The 17,093-nt window shown below is 70.1% G+C and carries 19 protein-coding genes; 13 read left to right on the top strand and 6 right to left on the bottom strand.

The window, feature by feature from the left end:
- Positions 1 to 170: 170 nt before the first annotated feature.
- Positions 171 to 1,211: a GMP reductase gene (locus CCR97_RS09090; protein WP_111360630.1), complete on the bottom strand. Its 1,041-nt coding sequence runs from the start codon at positions 1,209 to 1,211 to the stop codon at positions 171 to 173.
- A gap of 387 nt (positions 1,212 to 1,598) precedes the next feature.
- Here CCR97_RS09090 and CCR97_RS09085 point away from each other — a divergent pair, with 387 nt between their 5' ends.
- From CCR97_RS09085 to CCR97_RS09065, 5 genes are all read left to right on the top strand, one after another.
- A complete protein-coding gene (locus CCR97_RS09085; RefSeq protein ID WP_111359466.1) occupies positions 1,599 to 2,282 on the top strand; it encodes a hypothetical protein in 684 nt (227 codons plus the stop codon).
- A gap of 509 nt (positions 2,283 to 2,791) precedes the next feature.
- Entirely contained in the window at positions 2,792 to 3,319 is a 528-nt protein-coding gene (locus CCR97_RS09080; RefSeq protein ID WP_111359467.1) for a YbhB/YbcL family Raf kinase inhibitor-like protein, read from the top strand.
- A gap of 34 nt (positions 3,320 to 3,353) precedes the next feature.
- On the top strand, positions 3,354 to 4,355 hold the full coding sequence (locus CCR97_RS09075; protein WP_111359468.1) for a Bug family tripartite tricarboxylate transporter substrate binding protein: 1,002 nt from the start codon (positions 3,354 to 3,356) through the stop codon (positions 4,353 to 4,355).
- A 295-nt stretch (positions 4,356 to 4,650) separates the two neighbouring features.
- A complete protein-coding gene (gene clpS / locus CCR97_RS09070) occupies positions 4,651 to 4,956 on the top strand; it encodes an ATP-dependent Clp protease adapter ClpS (protein ID WP_111359469.1) in 306 nt (101 codons plus the stop codon).
- A 137-nt stretch (positions 4,957 to 5,093) separates the two neighbouring features.
- Positions 5,094 to 5,666 (top strand): SRPBCC family protein, encoded by a 573-nt coding sequence (locus CCR97_RS09065; RefSeq protein ID WP_111359470.1) that lies wholly within the window; start codon positions 5,094 to 5,096, stop codon positions 5,664 to 5,666.
- A gap of 22 nt (positions 5,667 to 5,688) precedes the next feature.
- Here the strand turns inward: CCR97_RS09065 and CCR97_RS09060 are convergent, their stop codons facing one another.
- The gene (locus CCR97_RS09060; protein ID WP_111359471.1) at positions 5,689 to 6,231 is read right to left on the bottom strand and encodes an MAPEG family protein; all 543 of its coding nucleotides are present in this window, start codon (positions 6,229 to 6,231) and stop codon (positions 5,689 to 5,691) included.
- Positions 6,232 to 6,649: 418 nt separating this feature from the next.
- Here CCR97_RS09060 and CCR97_RS09055 point away from each other — a divergent pair, with 418 nt between their 5' ends.
- Together CCR97_RS09055 and CCR97_RS09050 are read left to right on the top strand one after the other, a co-directional pair.
- Entirely contained in the window at positions 6,650 to 7,105 is a 456-nt protein-coding gene (locus CCR97_RS09055; protein WP_244670330.1) for an FKBP-type peptidyl-prolyl cis-trans isomerase, read from the top strand.
- A 230-nt stretch (positions 7,106 to 7,335) separates the two neighbouring features.
- A complete protein-coding gene (locus tag CCR97_RS09050; protein ID WP_244670329.1) occupies positions 7,336 to 7,608 on the top strand; it encodes an Ada metal-binding domain-containing protein in 273 nt (90 codons plus the stop codon).
- A gap of 308 nt (positions 7,609 to 7,916) precedes the next feature.
- Here CCR97_RS09050 and CCR97_RS09045 read toward each other — a convergent pair whose 3' ends face one another.
- The 3 genes from CCR97_RS09045 to CCR97_RS09035 form a co-directional block, all read right to left on the bottom strand.
- Positions 7,917 to 8,108, bottom strand: a complete 192-nt coding sequence (locus CCR97_RS09045; protein ID WP_111359585.1) for a hypothetical protein — start codon at positions 8,106 to 8,108, stop codon at positions 7,917 to 7,919.
- Positions 8,109 to 8,373: 265 nt separating this feature from the next.
- Positions 8,374 to 8,829 carry a hypothetical protein gene (locus tag CCR97_RS09040; protein ID WP_146618890.1) on the bottom strand — a complete coding sequence of 152 codons (456 nt, stop codon included), beginning with the start codon at positions 8,827 to 8,829 and terminating at the stop codon, positions 8,374 to 8,376.
- Positions 8,830 to 8,905: 76 nt separating this feature from the next.
- Complete coding sequence (locus CCR97_RS09035; protein ID WP_111359583.1) at positions 8,906 to 9,856, bottom strand: LysR family transcriptional regulator; 951 nt, start codon at positions 9,854 to 9,856, stop codon at positions 8,906 to 8,908.
- A 112-nt stretch (positions 9,857 to 9,968) separates the two neighbouring features.
- On the opposite strand from CCR97_RS09035, the gene CCR97_RS09030 reads away from it, so the two are divergent.
- From CCR97_RS09030 to CCR97_RS09015, 4 genes are all read left to right on the top strand, one after another.
- On the top strand, positions 9,969 to 11,090 hold the full coding sequence (locus tag CCR97_RS09030; RefSeq protein ID WP_111359582.1) for a 4-oxalomesaconate tautomerase: 1,122 nt from the start codon (positions 9,969 to 9,971) through the stop codon (positions 11,088 to 11,090).
- Positions 11,091 to 11,200: 110 nt separating this feature from the next.
- Positions 11,201 to 12,184, top strand: coding sequence for a Bug family tripartite tricarboxylate transporter substrate binding protein (locus tag CCR97_RS09025; RefSeq protein WP_244670328.1), 984 nt, complete (start codon positions 11,201 to 11,203; stop codon positions 12,182 to 12,184).
- Positions 12,185 to 12,385: 201 nt separating this feature from the next.
- Entirely contained in the window at positions 12,386 to 12,898 is a 513-nt protein-coding gene (locus CCR97_RS09020; RefSeq protein WP_201159437.1) for a hypothetical protein, read from the top strand.
- Between the two features lie 59 nt (positions 12,899 to 12,957).
- Positions 12,958 to 14,103, top strand: coding sequence for a L,D-transpeptidase family protein (locus CCR97_RS09015; RefSeq protein WP_201159436.1), 1,146 nt, complete (start codon positions 12,958 to 12,960; stop codon positions 14,101 to 14,103).
- Positions 14,104 to 14,729: 626 nt separating this feature from the next.
- Here CCR97_RS09015 and CCR97_RS09010 read toward each other — a convergent pair.
- The gene (locus CCR97_RS09010; protein ID WP_146618906.1) at positions 14,730 to 15,092 is read right to left on the bottom strand and encodes a hypothetical protein; all 363 of its coding nucleotides are present in this window, start codon (positions 15,090 to 15,092) and stop codon (positions 14,730 to 14,732) included.
- A 212-nt stretch (positions 15,093 to 15,304) separates the two neighbouring features.
- On the opposite strand from CCR97_RS09010, the gene CCR97_RS09005 reads away from it, so the two are divergent.
- Both CCR97_RS09005 and CCR97_RS09000 read left to right on the top strand, forming a co-directional pair.
- Positions 15,305 to 15,844 (top strand): REP-associated tyrosine transposase, encoded by a 540-nt coding sequence (locus CCR97_RS09005; protein ID WP_201159435.1) that lies wholly within the window; start codon positions 15,305 to 15,307, stop codon positions 15,842 to 15,844.
- 791 nt (positions 15,845 to 16,635) lie between these two features.
- Positions 16,636 to 17,082 carry a hypothetical protein gene (locus tag CCR97_RS09000; protein ID WP_111356125.1) on the top strand — a complete coding sequence of 149 codons (447 nt, stop codon included), beginning with the start codon at positions 16,636 to 16,638 and terminating at the stop codon, positions 17,080 to 17,082.
- Positions 17,083 to 17,093 lie beyond the last annotated feature (11 nt).

The raw sequence follows: 17,093 nt of genomic DNA, 5'->3' as shown, positions 1-17,093 counted from the left end.
GGGGGAAGGGGGGGCAAGGGGACCAGCAACTCGTCGACGGAACAACCCGCAGCCGATGGGTTGGTTCCAGCCCTCCTCGAATTTTTTCGAGCTCCCCCGAAGTTTTTTCGCGTCGCCTCGATGCCGCCGCCGGACCGTCGGGCGTCGGCCGCGCCGACTGTCGAAAGCCGTCAGTCGAACACCGTGTTCCGCTGCGCCCCGACCAGCACGAAGGTGGTGCGCTTCGGCACCTCCTTCAGGCGGGTGGCGCCCATGTAGGTCATGGCCGAGCGCAGGCCGCCCATGATCCCCTGCAGGGTCGCCTTCACCGGGCCGCGATACGTCACCTCGACGGTCTTGCCCTCGGAGGCGCGATAGTCGGCGACGCCGCCGTGGTACCGGTTCATCGCCGTCTCCGACGACATGCCGTAGAACTCCATGCCGACCGCGACGCTCTCGCCGTCGCGCAGCTCGTGGCGCACCCGGCCCTCGCATTCGTCGTGGCCGGCCAGCATGCCGCCCAGCATGACGAAGTCGGCGCCGCCGCCGAACGCCTTGGCGACGTCGCCCGGCACCGTGCAGCCGCCGTCCGAGCAGACGTGGCCGCGCAGGCCGTGCGCCGCGTCGGCGCATTCGATCACGGCGGAGAGCTGCGGATAGCCCACGCCGGTGAGGTCGCGGGTCGTGCACACCGAGCCGGAGCCGATGCCGACCTTGACGATGTCGGCGCCGGCCAGGATCAGCGCCTCGGCCATCTCGCCCGTCACGATGGCGCCCGCCATGATGACGGCGTCCTTGTTGTCGTCGCGCACCCGCTTGACGGTCTGCAGGAACTGCTCGCTGTAGCCGTTGGCGACGTCCATGCAGATCTTGGTCACCGGCACCTGGCTGCGAACGAACGCGAGCTTGTCGAGGTCCTCGCTGGTGATGCCGATCGAGTAGAAGGCGTTCTTCGACACGTCGGTGCGGAAGAACTCGATCAGCCGCTCGGCCGGATAGTGCTTGTGCAGCGCCACCATCGCCCCGAACGGCTGGAACGCCTGCGCCATGCTGAAGGTGCCGACCGTGTCCATGTTGGCGGCGATCAGCGGGAACCCGGTCCACTCGTGGCCGGTGTGGACGAACCGGAACGTGCGGTTGATGTCCACCTCGGAGCGCGAGTTCAGGGTCGACCGCTTGGGCCGGATCAGGACGTCTTTGAAGTCGAGCTTGGGATCGGTTTCGATGTGCATGGCGAAGGGTCCGGCCGGACGACCGGCGGATGGAGTGAACCGGCAGGGATGGGGCCGCGACGGAGCCGTGAGGCCCGCGGCAAACGGGCCACTTTAGCAAAGATTGCTACCGAAATCCGAAGGCCGATCATGCACCGCGACGAAGCCGCCATGCGACGGGACCATCTTGCGCGCCGCGCCGGGGCGCCCAGAGGCGTGGCGCCCAGGGCCGCTGGTTCGAAGAGTTCGTCATCCCGGGACGCGGACCGCAGGTCCGCGGGCCCGGGATCCATACACCCGGCGACAGTGGCTCACGACGGACAGGGGTCATGGGTTCCGGTCTCGGCGCGGGCGCGCCGCCCCGGGACGACGAAGCTCTTCTGCAAAGCCCTCGTTTGCGCCACGCTGATGCTGACCGCGCTCGCGGCCGTTCCGGCCGGCGCGGCCGAACCGGCGTGCCGACCGGACGAGAAGGGCGTGCCGGTGTGCGGCGAGGGCCGGGACGCGGTCCGGGTGATCGCCGACACCACCTCGCCGTCCGGCCGCTTCGCCTTCGCCTGGGGCGGTCCCGACGGCATCCTGGTCGAGCAGGGCGATCCCGACACGGTGCGCACCGTGCTGGTGCGGCTCGCCGACGGCGCGACTCTCGCGACGCTCGGCGGTCAGTACTGGGAGACGCAGAAGTGGCGTGCCAACCGCGAGGAGCTCTTGGCCGTGTGGGCGCCGGGCGAGCGCGGCGTCGTCGAGATCGCCAACAATCGCTGGAGCACCTATGCGCTCGCCTGGCACACGCTCCGGCCGGACGGCGCGACCCGTCGCCTCGATCTCCTGAAGATGGTCGAGGGAGCCGCGCGGAAGAAGCTGCGGCCCGGCCAGGGGCGCAGCCGCGACGAGTTCAGCTTCCACGTCTCCGGCGATCCGGTCGACCCGAAGCCGATCCGCATCGACGCGCGCGGCCGCCTGCGCTTCGTGGCGAGCCTCTTCATCATGAAGACCGACATCGCGGTCGACTTCGACACCGTGGTGATGCTGAAGGATCGCGACGGCGTGCCGCAGGCCGAGATCGTGAGCATGCGACGCCGGCCCCGATAGGCTGCGCGCGCGGCGGTGCGCCGCAACGGTGCTTGCTGCGCCGCACAGCCTCGCACCTCGCGATGTGACGCGCCTGACCGGCGCGTCGGTGCTGCACCGCACAGCCGGTGTGGTCGGTCGCGCCGCGCGGCAGCCGGCGCGCATGCCCATAATCAAACCCGATAGCCTTCCGAAATCTCCGTATTGGACCGGCGCCCGGCGAAGCACCTAGCGTGCTGCCAGACGCGAACCTTCCGACGGCCTCGTCCCGGTTCCCGATCGTGTCAGCCGCCTCGCGGCATCGGGCATCGCGCTTTTCGGACGACGGCACGCGCCGACCCCCGGCCTTTGGTTCCTGCGGCCCGTGCCGTTCCTCCGACGACGATCAAGCCTCGTCGCGTCCAAGAAACCGACAGACGGCGACCGCCACGGGCGGCGCCGCATCATCCGACGGAGGACGACCAGTGCGATCGACACCACCATCGACCGTCGCCCGGGCCTTTGCGGCCCTGGCTTGTGGAGCCGTACTCATGACGACGCTGTCCGGGCCGGCGGCCGCCGCCGAAGGTCCGTTCTTCCAGCTCACCTCGACCGCCTTCGCCGACAACGGGCTGCTCGCCAAGAAGCACGCCGGCCGCAACCCGGCGAATCCCAACTGCGTCGGCGACAACGTCTCGCCGCCGCTCGCCTGGTCGAATCCGCCCGCCGGCACCCGCAGCTACGCGCTGATCGTCCACGACCAGGAGGGCCGCAACGGCCTCGGCGTCGTGCACTGGCTCGCCTACGGGATCGACGCGTCCGTCACGGCGCTGCCGGAAGGGGCCGGCGACGGCGCGTTCAAGGGCCTCGTCGGCGGCAAGAACATTCTCGGGCAGGGCAGCTATTTCGGCCCTTGTCCGCCCAAGACCCACGGGCCGCACCACTACGTCTTCACGATCATCGCGACCGACCTCGCTCCCGACGCTCTCGCGCCCGGCCTGACCATGCCGCAGCTCCTCGAGGCGATCGGATCCCACGCCAAGGGCGCCGCCGGCCTGATCGGCCGCTTCGGCCACTGACCGTCGCCCGGGCCAACCGAGAGGGACCACACGCATGACCACCCGCCGCCACGCCCTTCGTGCCGCGCTCGCGCTCGCGGCCGGCCTCGCCGCCACCGGCGTTCCGATCGTGCAGGCGCAAGACGCCGCGAAATCCGACTATCCCAAGCAGGTGATCAAGCTCGTCGTGCCGACGCCGCCCGGCGGCATGGCCGACCTGCTCGGACGCGTCATCGCCCAAAAGATCCAGGAGAACACCAAGGCGACCGTGATCGTCGAGAACAAGACCGGCGCGGCCGGCCTGATCGCCGCCGACATGGTCGCGAAGTCGCCGCCGGACGGCTACACGATCTTCCTCACCTATCACGCGACCGCGTCGATCCTGCATCTGATCACGGCGAAGATGAGCTACGACCCGGTCAAGGACTTCGTCCCGATCACCTATGTGGCGATCGCCCCGAACGTGCTGATCATCAATCCCGACATCCCGGCCAAGACCGTCCAGGAGCTGGTCGCCTACGGCAAGGCCAACCCGGGCAAGCTCAGCTACGCCTCGCAGGGCAAGGGCACTACGGGTCATCTCGGCGGCGAGATGTTCGCCCAGGCGACCGGCCTGCAGCTGACCCATGTGCCGTATCGCGGTGCCGCGCCGGCCCTGCAGGACGTGATCGGCGGCCAGGTCTCGATGATGTTCGACATCGTGCCGCTCGCCCGCGAGCACGTGAAGTCCGGCAAGGTGCGGGCGCTCGCCGTCACCTCGCCCGAGCGAGTGGGGGCGTTGCCCGACGTCCCGACCACCACGGAGGCGGGCATCCCCCAGGTGCAGGGCGGCGCCTGGTGGGGCCTCGTCGCGCCGGCCGGTACGCCGAAGCCGATCGTCGACTGGCTCAACGCCGAGACCCGCAAGGCCTTCGACTCGAAGGAGGTGCGTGACCGGCTGACCGAGCAGGGCTTGACCTTCTTCCTCGGCTCGCCCGAGCAGCTCGCCGAGCACCAGAAGAAGGAGACGGAGCGCTGGGGCGCCGTCATCGAGAAGGCCGGCATCAAGCCGGAGTGACGCTCCCGCCCCTCCGCATGCCCCGGACAAGGTGCGTCAGGCCGCAGGCCTGATGCACCGCAGAGCCGGGGCCGAGGGGCCGCACGGCACCTCGTCTCGACCGTCTCGCATTGTCGCCCTGGGTCCCGGCTCGCGGTGCGTTGCCCCGTGTCCGGGACGAGCGACCGCGCTTTCACGCGATCGTGATCGCACCGTCACCGCGTGACTCGCCGCGCCGCGCTAAGGTGACGGCGCCGCGCCGCGCTGCCGAAGCCGCGGAGGCGTGTTTTTCCCGGTCCGTGTCGAGGAGCAATCGATGAGCCAGCCTCTGCTGAGGCCGCGCGTCGCCACGCGGCCGAAGACGCAGCGCCCGCCGCTCCACAAGGTGATCCTGCTCAACGACGACTATACGCCGCGCGAATTCGTCGTCGAGGTGCTGAAGGCGGTGTTCCGGATGAACGAGAGCCAGGCGCTCGCCGTGATGATGACGGCGCACCGCAAGAACGCCTGCGTGGTCGCCGTGTTCGCCCGCGACGTCGCCGAGACCAAGGCGACCGAGGCCACCGAGCTCGGCAAGGCGAACGGCTTTCCGTTGTTCTTCACCACCGAGCCGGAGACCTGACGCCCGGCCCCCAGGACCAACAATGTCGCGGCCGGGTCGAAAAGTCGCCCGGTCGGGTCATGGCGCACCGCGGCACGCCGCCCTAGCATCCGGCCGATGCCGTCGCGCGGCCGCATGCGGCGCAGGGACCAACGCCCGTGGATCCACTCAGCATCCGCGTCGATCGCTCCAACCGCATCGTCGCGGTCGGCGGGCCGTGGGACGAGGTCGCGATCGCCAATGGCGGCGCCGCCGCGGTCGTCGCGCGGGTGCTCGGCACCGGGCTGCTCGATCACGTCCACGGCGATCCGGCCCGCATGCTGGTCCTGACCGTGCTCGATCGGGTGCGCCGCTTCGGTACGCCGCGCACCGTGCCCTACCGCTGCGACACGCCGGGTCTCAAGCGCTGGATGGAGATGACGCTGACGCCGGCGCCCGACGGGACCGTCACGTTCGAGCACCGGCTCCTGCGCTGCGAGCCGATGCAGCGCCCGGTGCGCTTCGCGCCGGCCCGGCCGGGGGCGCCGCGCGGGCCGGCGATCATCCGCTGCAGCTCGTGCAACCGCGTGCGCGACGCCTCCGGCTGGCACGAGCCGGACACCGTCCGGTTCTCGGCCGAGGCCGTCGGGATCCCGGGCGGCACGCCGCCGAGCCAGGACGCGCCGATCCTGGTCGGCTACGGCGTGTGCGAGGCCTGCCGGGCCCGGATCGAGCGCATGCTGGCCGGATAGGGCGACGGCACGCGCCGGCGGGTCACGGCAGGACGTTCGGACCGACGCTCAGCCCGAGCGCCAGCAATGCGGCAAAGATCGTTGGATAGAAAGTCGTGGCGAAGCCGAAGGCGCGGGCGTGCGCACCCCGCCCATAGCCGGCCCAGAAGGCGGCGCGGCCGACGCTGAACAGCACCACCAGCAGCGGTATCAGCCCGAGCGCCCGGAACGGCAGCACGGTCGCGAGCGCGAGATGCGCCGCGATGGCGACCACGGCCTGCTCGAGCGTGTTCTGCAGCACGGCGCGGGGGATCGCGATGCGCTCCGAGGGCGGCGCGAAGGCGCTGCCGGCGATGTCCCGGGCCGAGAAGAACCGGCCGTTGGCGACGGCCGCGATGGTAGCGATCAGCCACAGCGCGACGACGAGGTCGCACCGCAGCGCGAAGGCGAGCCGATACGCGGTCGTGTCGGCGGCGGGCAGGGCGATCGGCGGGAGCATCAGGCCGGCGCCGACGACCACGGCGGAGAAGAGGGCGCCCGCCGCCATGCCGCGGGCGACGCCGCGCTGCTCCGCATCGAGGGCCATGGTCGTCCGCTCGTCCGCTGCGTCCGACGGTCGGATCGCCGGATCAGTGTAGCGGATTCGGGCGGAGCGGGGGCATCGCCCAAGGCGGGGCGATCGGCGACGAGTCGTCGGCGTGGACCACGAGACAGTCGCACGCGCCGGAAACAGGTCAGATGTCGGCGCGTACCAATGCGCTGATGTCGCAGCGAGAAACCGGCAAAATGGCTGCGTCCATCGTCCCTGTTGCGGCCGGTTGTCATCCGGCGCGTGCTGTCGGGACAACGCATCGGGCGGGGCCGGGTTTCGACGGAAAAATCCGGGATGCGAGCCGGCCCGCTTCGGGCTAGGGTCGCGCCCCCTGCGGCTCCCGGCGCCGGCGCGCCGGGACGTGCCGCGTCCGCGGCCGGCCGTCGGGTCGGCCGTCCTGCAAGGAGACGGCATGCTCGCCTCGACCCGCCGAACCGTCCTGTCGGCCCTCACCGGCCTCGCCGCATCCGCGGCCTTCATCGGCCTCGTCCGCCCCGCCACCGCTCAGACCGGAAAACCCATGACCACCGCCTCGGGCCTCACCATCACGGACACCACGGTCGGCACCGGCGCCACGCCGGCGCGCGGCCAGACCTGCGTCATGCACTACACCGGCTGGCTGTTCGAGAACGGCGCCAAGGGTAAGAAATTCGACTCCTCGGTCGACCGCGGCCAGCCGTTCTCGTTCCCGCTCGGCATGGGCCGGGTGATCAAGGGCTGGGACGAGGGCGTCGCCACCATGAAGGTCGGCGGCAAGCGCACCCTGGTGATCCCGCCCGAGCTCGGCTACGGCGCCCGCGGCGCCGGCGGCGTCATCCCGCCCAACGCCACCCTGATCTTCGACGTCGAGCTCCTGGACGTGAAGTAGGGCGGGCGATCTCTTCTCCCTCCCCCGCTAGCGGGGGAGGGTCGGGGAGGGGGCATGCCGCAGCACGGCGTGGCGAGCCGCTCTTAGCCTGGACGGAGCGCAGCGACGTCCGGGGCGGGCAGTCCCGAGGACTTCGGCCGCCGCCGAGGAGGCCGGGCCGCCGGTCCCGGGTTTCGTTTCCCTCAACCCGGGCTACGGTCTCGATGGCCTCGCCTCGCCCGGAGCCTCTCTTGACCCGCACCTATCGTCTGCTCGGCGCCGACCGTCGCTTCTACGACAGTGCCAGCAAGGGGACGCTCGGCGGCAATCGGCGGCTACGGATCTACGGGCGGCTGGACTGTCCGAACGCGCTGCGCTGGATCGCCAAGGGCCACTACGTCGAGAACCGCGTGTTCTTCGCCGACGCCGAGACCGCGGTCGCGGCCGGCTATCGGCCCTGCGCGATCTGCCTGCGGGCCGACTGGCTGCGGTTCAAGGCGGGCGAGACGCCGGGCCGAGCATAGCCCGGCCACGATCGGAACGATCGTAGCCTGGACGGAGCGCAGCGACGTCCGGGGCGAGCGTTTCCGAGGGACTTCGGCCGCCGCCCAGCGCGGCCGCGGCGCTGCTCCCGGGTTTCGTTTCCCTCGACCCGGGCTACGGCCGACGGCCTTGCGGTCGTCACGATCGTAGCCCGGACGGAGCGCAGCGACGTCCGGGGCGAGCGTTTCCGAGGGACTTCGGCAGCCGCCCAGGGCGGCCGCGGCGCCGCTCCCGGGTTTCATTTCAATCGACCCGGGCTACGGCCCTACTACGACGGCCCTTCTTCGGCCTACGGCCCCTGGATCCGCGCTCGCGCGAACAGGCGCCAGAACAGCGGTGCCAGCGCGGCGAGGAGCAGGAGGAGGGCGGCCGTCGTGCCGGCCGAGAGATCGCCGCGCCGGGCGCTGTCGATCACGCCCCATGCCAGCACGGCCCACAGGAGGGCGAGGACCAGGAGCGTGTTGCGCTTGCGCATCCGCATGGCGTCCTCCGTTCGCGCGGGTCGGTTCGTTCGCTCGGGCCGAACCGGTCGCGCGGTCGGTTCGGCCGGATCGCCGGCGTCGGCTGGTCGCGACCTGGTCGATCGTGAGCTGGCCCGCCGTGAGATTGCCGGTCGAACGGGGACCGGTCGCGAGTCGGCCGAGTCGTGATCACCGCGTCGGCGCGAGCCTAGCGCGGCGGTCGTGCGGCGTCATCCCGCGTGCAGTCCCAGGAGCGTCATTCCAGGCGCGTCATTCGGGGTGCTGTCATGTCGCGCGGGCGCGTCGCAGCGCGACCACGGCCAGCGACAGGGTGACGGCCCACAGAAAGACCCAGATGCTCCACGGGTCGACCTCGCCGGACGTATCGAGCGGGGCGATCGGCCAGCCCGTCACGGCGGCGATCGCGGTGCGCCCGTAGTCGACGACGACCCAGACGAGGAGAAGTCGCTGAAGGACGATCAGTGGGCCGGGCGCCGACACGAGCAGCCGCGACCAGGTGTCGTCGTCCTGCCCGCCGGGCGCGCCGGTCCGCCGCCGCACGGCCGGCCAGTGGACCAGCAGCGCGGCCAGCATGACGGGGAACAGGGCGAGGCGCACCACGAGCGTCGACGCGTCCTTGGACGGGAGCGGCGCGCCGGCGAGCGCCATCCCGGCCAGGACCGCACTGGCGAGCAGGCCGAGCGCGGCCGTGACGGTGAGCAGGACGAGGGCGGCGCGCATCGCGGTGTCGATGTCGGTTCGGCCGGCCGCGACAGGCGCCGGTCCGCCGAGTGGTCGCGGCGCGCCGGCACCGGGTTCACGCCGATCCATGCACCCTGTCGCTGCTCCTGTCCGCCCAACCCTTGTCTGCCCCGCTCCTGTCCGCCCACGTCTCGGTGAGGAGATCGCGGAAGCGGGCCGCGGCCGGCGCCAGCGGGCTGCCGCGGCGCGCCACGAGGCCGATGGTGCGGGTGACGCGCGGCGTGATCGGCCGCGTCACGATGATCGGATGGTCGCCCTGCGGGGTGGCGAGGCGCGGCAGCACCGAGACGCCGAGACCCGCCTCGACGAGGCCGAGCGAGGTGGAGAGATGCGTCACCTCGTAGAAGCAGCGCATGCGCACCTCGGCGCGGCCGAGCGCGGTCTCGAGCAGCACGCGGTTGCCGCTCTCGCGGCCGACCGTGACGAGCCGATACGGCTCCAGATCCGCCCAGTCCACCGCGTCGCGGGAGGCGAGCGGGTGGTCGCGCCGGCAGGCGAGGACGAACGGGTCCTCCAAGAGCGGCGCGAAGGACAGCGCGGCGTCGGAGGCGCCGAGGAAGTTGACGCCGAAATCGGCCTCGCCGCGCGACACCGCCTCGAGCCCGGCCGTCGCCGAGAGGTCGAGGATGCGGAAGCGCACCTCGGGATAGAGCTCGCCGAAGCGGGCGATGACGGCGGGCAGGAAGTAGAAGGCCGCGGTCGGCACGCAGGCGAGCGTGACGGGCGTGTCGCGGCCGCCGGCGTCGCGCAGGCCGAACAGCGAGGCGTCGAGCTCCTCCAGCAGCCGCTGCAGCCGCGGCACCAGCTCGCGCCCGAAAGCGGTGAGGGCGACGCGGCGCGTGGTGCGCTCGAGCAGCGCGGCCCCGACCATCGCCTCCAGGCGCTGGATGCGCCGGCTCAGTGCCGGCTGCGAGACGTGGAGCGCATCCGCCGCCGCATGGAAGCTGCCGTGCTCCGCCACCGCCAGAAAGGCGCGCAGATCCATGGCCTCGAAATTCTTGTTCATGGCGCATCAATAGCGCCGATTTTTGCAATTTACAATCGTTAGGCGACTTGGCATGACAAGCGCCACCTGCCCGTCGGTCCTGTCCCCCGCCTGCCACACGGTCGCTGCGCCCATGTCGCAAAATGCGTCGAATCCCGCGTCCAAGCCTGCCGGCTCGATCAAGATTCCTTGCGTGCTGATGCGTGGCGGCACGTCGCGCGGGCCGTACTTCCTCGCCTCCGACCTGCCGGCCGATCCGGCGGCGCGCGACCGCGTGCTGATCGCCGCGATGGGCTCGCCGCACACGCTGCAGGTCGACGGCATCGGCGGCGGCCATGCGCTGACCAGCAAGGTGGCGATCGTGTCGCGTTCCGAGCGCCCCGACGCCGACGTCGACTATCTGTTTGCGCAGGTGTCGGTCGACCGCGCCTTCGTCGACACCAGCCCGAACTGCGGCAACATGCTGTCCGGCGTCGGCCCGTTCGCGATCGAGAGCGGGCTCGTCGCCGCGCGCGACGGCGAGACGACGGTGCGCATCTTCAACCGCAACACCAAGGCGCTGGTCGAGGCGACGATCCGCACCCCGGACGGCGTCGTGCAGTACGACGGCGAGGCGGCGATCGACGGCGTGCCCGGCACGGCGGCGCCGATCCGGCTCGTGTTCCTCGACGCGGTCGGCTCGAAGACCTCGGGCCTGTTCCCGACCGGGCAGACCAGCGAGATCATCGACGGCGTGCGCGTCACGCTCGCCGACTACGCCATGCCGATGATGCTGGCGGCGGCCGCCGATCTCGGCATCGCCGGCGACGAGACGGCCGAGGTGCTGGACGCGAATACGGCGCTGCTCGCCCGCATCCAGGACCTGCGGCTCGAGGCCGGCCGCCGCATGGGGCTCGGCGACGTCTCGAAGCTCGTCATCCCGAAGGTCGGGCTCCTGTCGGCGCCGCGCCGCGGCGGCACCATCACGTCGCGCTACTTCGTGCCCGACCGCTGCCACAAGAGCCACGCCGTCACCGGCGCCCTGTGCGTCGCTGTCGCGTCGCGCACGCCCGGCACGGTGGCGTACGATCTCGCCGCGCCGTCGGCGTCGGAGGCGACCCGCGGCGCCGTCGCGATCGAGCATCCGAGCGGACGCATCGACATCGACCTCGGCTTCGCGGCCGACGGCAGCGTCGCCCGTGCCGGGGTCATCCGCACGGCGCGCCGCATCTTCGAGGGCAATCTGCTGGTGCCGGCGGCGACGCTCGCCGCCTGATCCGGCTTTCCATACGAGGCATGCCTGGTCGTCGCGAGACGAGCCAGACCGTGAAGACCGAAAATACGATCAGTCCGTCGAACAGACGCACGATATCCGGGAGAGAGACCATGATGGACCGCCGCCAGCTCTGTGCCGGCCTCTTCGCCGCGCCCTTCGTCGCCGCCGCCCCCTCGATCCTGCACGCCCAGACCTTTCCGGCGCGGCCGATCCGCCTCGTCGTGCCCTACGCGGCCGGCGGCGGCACCGACGCGCTCGCCCGTATGGTCGCCCAGGCGATGGCCGAGAAGGCGGGCTGGTCCGTGGTGGTCGAGAACATCACCGGCGCCGGCGGCAATCTCGCCACCCAGAACGTCGCCTCGGCGCCGGCCGACGGCTACACGATGCTGCAGGCCAACCAGGGGCCGATGGCCGTCAACCCGCACATCTTCAAGAACATCAAGGTCGACCCGCTGACCGCCTTCGACCCGATCACGCTGATCGCCGCGGCGCCGCTGGTCGTCGTGGTGCCGCCGAAGTCGGAGTTCACCGACATCAAGCAGCTGATCGCCTACGCCAAGGCCAATCCGGGCAAGCTCACCTACGGCTCGGCCGGCAACGGCTCGGCGAGCCATCTCGCCACCGTGCTGCTCAACGTCGTCGCCAAGATCGAGACCGTCCACGTGCCCTACAAGGGCGCCGGCCCGGCGCTGAACGATCTGCTCGGCGCCCAGACCCAGTTCATGGTGACGACCATCCCCTCGGTGCTCGGCATGATCGAGGGCAAGCTCCTGCGGCCCCTCGCCGTCACCTCGAAGGACCGCGTCACCGTGCTGCCCGACGTGCCGAGCGTCGCCGAGAGCGGCTGGCCCGACTACGAGTCGACCGCCTGGTACGGCTTCGTGGTGCCGGCCGGCACGCCGAAGGACGTGATCGAGACGCTGCGCAAGACGACCGTCGACGCGATCAACACGCCGCTCGTCAAGCAGCGCCTGGAGGCCGAGGGCGCCCGCCCGGTCGGCAACAGCCCGGCCGAGTTCGCCGCCTTCATGAAGAAGGATTCGGCGCGCTGGGCCGAGATCGCCAAGACCGGCGTCATCAACCTGAACAACTGAGCCAGGACGACCGGGCTCGAACGACCGGGCTCGAATGACCGGCGCGGCCCGGCGGGCCGTGCGCGCCGCCCGACCCCCGTGACGGCGCGACCACGACGGGCGGATCCTCCAGGATCCGCCCGTCGTGGCGTCTTCGGGGGGCCTTGGCCGGCCCGCCGGTCCGTGGCACCCTCGCGGCGGGACAGATCTCGGGAGGTGACCATGCGTGCCGGAATGCCGGGTGCGGCCCTCGTCGCCGCCGTTCTGATCGGACTGTCGGCCACCGCGCCGGCGCGGGCGGCGGGGCTCGACTGCCCCGTGGTCGGCCCGGGCGGCGTGCCGCCGCTCGCCATCGACGACAAAGAGATCGGCCGGCTCACCAGCGGCAACGCCGCCGATCTCGCCGACGAGGTCGGCGGCCTCGTCGCGCGCGCCAAGGCGGCGACCCCGTCGGCCTCCGACGACCTGATCGGCGACATGCTGATCGGCGCCTATTGCCCGATCGTCGCCCGCACGAGCGCGACGCCGGCGCAGCGGTGGCGGCTGATGCGGCAGTTCGATCGCGCCGTCTATCGCGCGCTCGGCGCCGCCGCGCTGCCGCAGGGGGCCGAGATCCTCGCCGACGTGCCGCTGCCGCCCGCCGTCTACGATCGGCTGCGCCGCCAGGCCGAGACGGCCGGCCAGCCGCCCGGCGCCTTCATGGCGACGATTCTCTCCCGCGCCGCCGGGCCGTGAGCGCCATACGAAAGCCGCGAGCGGACCGCACATCGTCGGCTCCGTCGGAGGGGAGGGCGATGATCCGCGTCACCCGTGAGCGTGGGCGCCTGCTGGCCGTGGCGCTCGCCGCCGCGCTGGTGGCGGCCGTGCCGGTGCGCGCGCTCGCCCAGGACGGCAAGCCCCCTTCCGCGCCGGCCCAGGACCCCAAACGCCCCGACGCGACGAGCCGCCCCGCCGAGAAGCCGCTGCCCGCCAAGGCCACCAAGGAGCTGCCGCCGGCTTTGCTGGCGCTGCTGCGCGAGAAGCGGATGCCGAAGAATTCGCCGATCGTGATGCGCGTCTTCAAGGAGGAGGGCGAGCTCGAGGTGTGGAAGCAGGACGCGAGCGGGCGTTTCGCGCACCTGAAGACCTATCCGATCTGCCGATGGTCGGGCGATCTCGGGCCGAAGCACTTCGAGGGCGACCGCCAGGCGCCGGAGGGGTTTTATACGGTCACGCCGGCGCTGATGAACCCGCACTCCGCCTTCCATCTCGCCATCAACACCGGCTACCCGAACGCCTTCGACCGCGCCAACGGCCGCACCGGCAGCCTGCTGATGATCCACGGCATCTGTGCCTCGGCCGGCTGCTTCGCGATGACCGACCCGCAGATCGAGGAGATCTACGGGCTCGCCCGCGACGCGCTCGCCGGCCGGCCGTCGTTCCAGGTCCAGGCCTATCCGTTCCGCCTCACGCCGGCGAACCTGGCGCGCCATCGGAACAGTCCGAACCTGCCGTTCTGGACGATGCTGAAGATCGGCAACGATCACTTCGAGACGTCGCGGCGCGAGCCGCGGGTCGACGTGTGCGAGCGCCGCTACGTGTTCGACGCGCGACCGCTGCCCAACGCCTCGACGCCGTTCGTGTTCGATCCGGTGGGGAAATGCCCGCCGCATCTGATCGATCCGAAGATCGCCGGCCCGGCGCAGGAGAAGCAGCGCGCCGACGCGGCCGAGACGGCGCGCCTCGTCGCTCAACAGATGGCCGACGGCGTGCCGGCCGCGCCGATCTACACGGGCCTCGACGGCGGCATGCACGACAGCTTCCGCGCCCGCTTCTTCCGGGTGATCATCCCGCTCGCCAAGGTGATGCCCTACGCCTCGCACCTGCCGACCCTGCCGCCGATTCCGTGGGTCGACGACGACGGCTCGGTCGCGACCAAGTGGTTCGGGACGGCGTTCTGAGCGGAGCGGGCAGGGGCCGGACGCCTCGTAGCCGCTCGTAGCCCGGGCGGAGCGCAGCGACGGCCGGGACGGGCCGTGCCGCCGATCCCGGGTTTCGCAGGCTCAACCCGGCGGGCTACATTTCTCGCGAATTTCAGAATGTGTACTTTGGAGATGTTAATAACGTCGATCTCCTAACTATAATACTCGGGAAAAGTCGTCCGACCATTTTCCTAACCGAATTAAAACACCAAGGTGGGCTCGTTGGGCTGACAACAATTTCATTAATGAGTACTTCCGTATTGCAATTAACCGTTATTCCGGGAGGATTTCTGTGTATGATGCTCATCGCGTTATTAAGATCATCTCCGTCTCGTAGTTGCGGAATTTCAGTAAAGCACAATCTCAATTCTCGTTCGTGAGCAAACTGATCCGCTTCTTAAATATAGGATCAAGGAAGTTCCCGGCAGAAGTCGGCTTTGTATCGTAATCGATATAATCAACCTGCCCAACAAAAATTTCTTTCGGGCAACTAGAAAGAGACTCCTTTAATCTTCCTATACTTGACCTAATAGAATACCCCGATTCGCCCGGGCAGTACAATTTCCACAAGGCGGCGGATTCGTGATCATTTATGTGCCAGCAGTTTACGTAAGATGTGATGCGGAAAAATTGGCGAGCAACTCAAGTGTACTAGGATGAAAAATTCCCATTATTCTACCTAAAATTTCTGGGTTGTTAAGGTCTGGTATTTTCGATCCTCTCCAGTTTTGCTCAACCACAGACCTTAAAAGTTCCGGGTCATTCAAAAATTGAAGATTCAAATGGATTGAACCTCTTGAATGATGACCTTCAAATGGATCTTGACTTTGCAGCTCTTTGACTTGTGAAAAGTATAAGGACTGCTCTAAAAGAAGGTCGAGAAGTTTTTCCAGAGACATGAATCGCCAAATGCTTTGATCGTCAGGCGGGGGGCTCGGGACCGCAGGATGTGGGTCGGCAATCGGCATTTCGCGTCTCATCGGCAAGCGCAGATGGCATTCGTCGCAGCAAGCGCAGCCCGCGTCCTTCGTAGCAAGCGTAGCCCGGATTCTTCGTAGCCCGGGCGGAGCGAAGCGACGGCCGGGAGGGGCCTCGCCCGGGATTCCCGGGTTTCGCTGCGCTCAACCCGGGCTACGATCTACGATCTACGATTTGTGGCCGGCTTCGATTACAATTCGGCATGGTCCGATACCGGCGGAATTTCGTCCAGGGCGGAACGTACTTTTTCACCGTGACGCTCGCCGACCGGCGGTCGCGCGTGCTCGTCGATCATGTCGACGCGCTGCGCGCGGCGTTTCGCGATGTGCGCGCACGCCACCCGTTCGCGGTCGAGGCGATCGTCGTGCTTCCTGATCATCTCCATGCGGTAATGAGCTTGCCGGCCGGGGATGCCGACTTCTCCACGCGATGGGCGCTTATCAAGCGCCGGTTCACCGACGCCGTCGCCGCGGCGGGCGGGCCGGTCGGCCGCCACCGGAACGGCGAGCCGGCGCTGTGGCAACGGCGGTTCTGGGAGCACACGATCCGTGACGATCGTGATCACGCGCGTCATGTCGATTACGTGCACTTCAATCCCGTGAAGCACGGGCTCGTCGGGCGGGCGTGCGACTGGCCGTGGTCGTCGTTCCACCGGTTCGTCCGCCTCGGCCTGGTACCGGCCGATTGGGGCGGCGACGCGCGGTGCGACGAGGGGGATTTCGGGGAGCCGAGCCGGCCGTAGCCCGGGCGGAGCGAAGCGACGGCCGGGGAGGGGTTCGCCGCGAGGTCTGTCCCGGGTTTCGCTGCGCTCAACCCGGGCTACAGCACGATGGCCCACCTTGCGCCAGCGGACAAAATTCCTATACTCCTTCCGTCCTGCTCCACGAGGGACGTCGACCGGTGACGTCGGGCGGCGGAGCGGGCCGGGGCTGGCGTTCGCGCTCGCTCCGGTCGCCGGACCAACCGGGAAACCGGCCGGCGAATGCGGCGCCTGCGGGCGCGGCCTCGTCCGCCGCGCTCCCGGGGGTGTTCGGGCCCCGCCCTCCGGGCAAGACGACCCGGGCGCGAGGAGCATCGCTGACGAGGTCTCGGCCCGGTCGGTCGGACCCCAAGCGCGGCCGAACAACCGAAATCGCCGCGGTGGAGCGCCGGGAGGCGCGCGTGTCGGGCTCTTCGGGGCGCGATGCGCGCCGCGCTCCCAAACGCGCGGACAAATGGTGTGGCGCCTCCCGGCGCTCCGCCTCCCTCGGTCTTTTCAAGGGAAGGGCCGGGTGCAGGTCATGGGCACACCCCGGGCGCCGCGCGCGTCGCGGGCGCGGGGAGGACGTGCCGGAGTGTTTTTCGTAGCCCGGGCGGAGCGCAGCGGCGGCCGGGACAAGCCTCGCCGGAGGGCACGGCCGGAACCAATCGAGGAAGCGCCGTGCCGTGGGGAACCCGGGTTTCGCAGGCTCAACCCGGGCTACGTAAGAGGCGACCATGACCCGGCACCGACGACGAGAGACCGACCCGAAAGCCCCGCCCTCGGGCCCCCCGATGCCGTCCGCCTGGATCGATCCGTCGCGTCTCTCGGCCGCGGCGTTGGCCGCCTTCATGACCTGGCTCGGCCATCCGGCCGGCTGCCATCGGGCGAGCTGCCGGCGCCACGGCCGCTGCCTCGGCGATCCCCGGGTTTGCTACGGCCGCCGGTGGATGACGCGGTCGGACGCCGCGAAGGTGTGGATGGAGGCGGCGCTCGCGGCCCGCGAGGCCGGGCGCAGCGGCCGCGCGCTCGCCCGCGCCGGCGACGCGGCGCTGATCGCCCACGTGGCCGGCCTCGAGGGGTTCCCGTCGGCCGTGCGCGACCGGACGCGCGATCGGTCTCTCGTCGAGCCGCGCAACGGGTCCGACGCGGCCATCGGATCGACGCCGGTGCCGGCCGCGGGGCAGGGCGCCGCCTTGCGGTCGGCCGCCTTGCGGTCACGGGCGGCGATGCGTAAGTAGACCCCACAATC

This window comes from Rhodoplanes elegans (assembly GCF_016653355.1).
GTDB classification, from domain to species: domain Bacteria; phylum Pseudomonadota; class Alphaproteobacteria; order Rhizobiales; family Xanthobacteraceae; genus Rhodoplanes; species Rhodoplanes elegans.
Note: the sequence above shows the minus strand (reverse complement) of the source record. Positions and strands in the feature narration are given on the sequence as shown.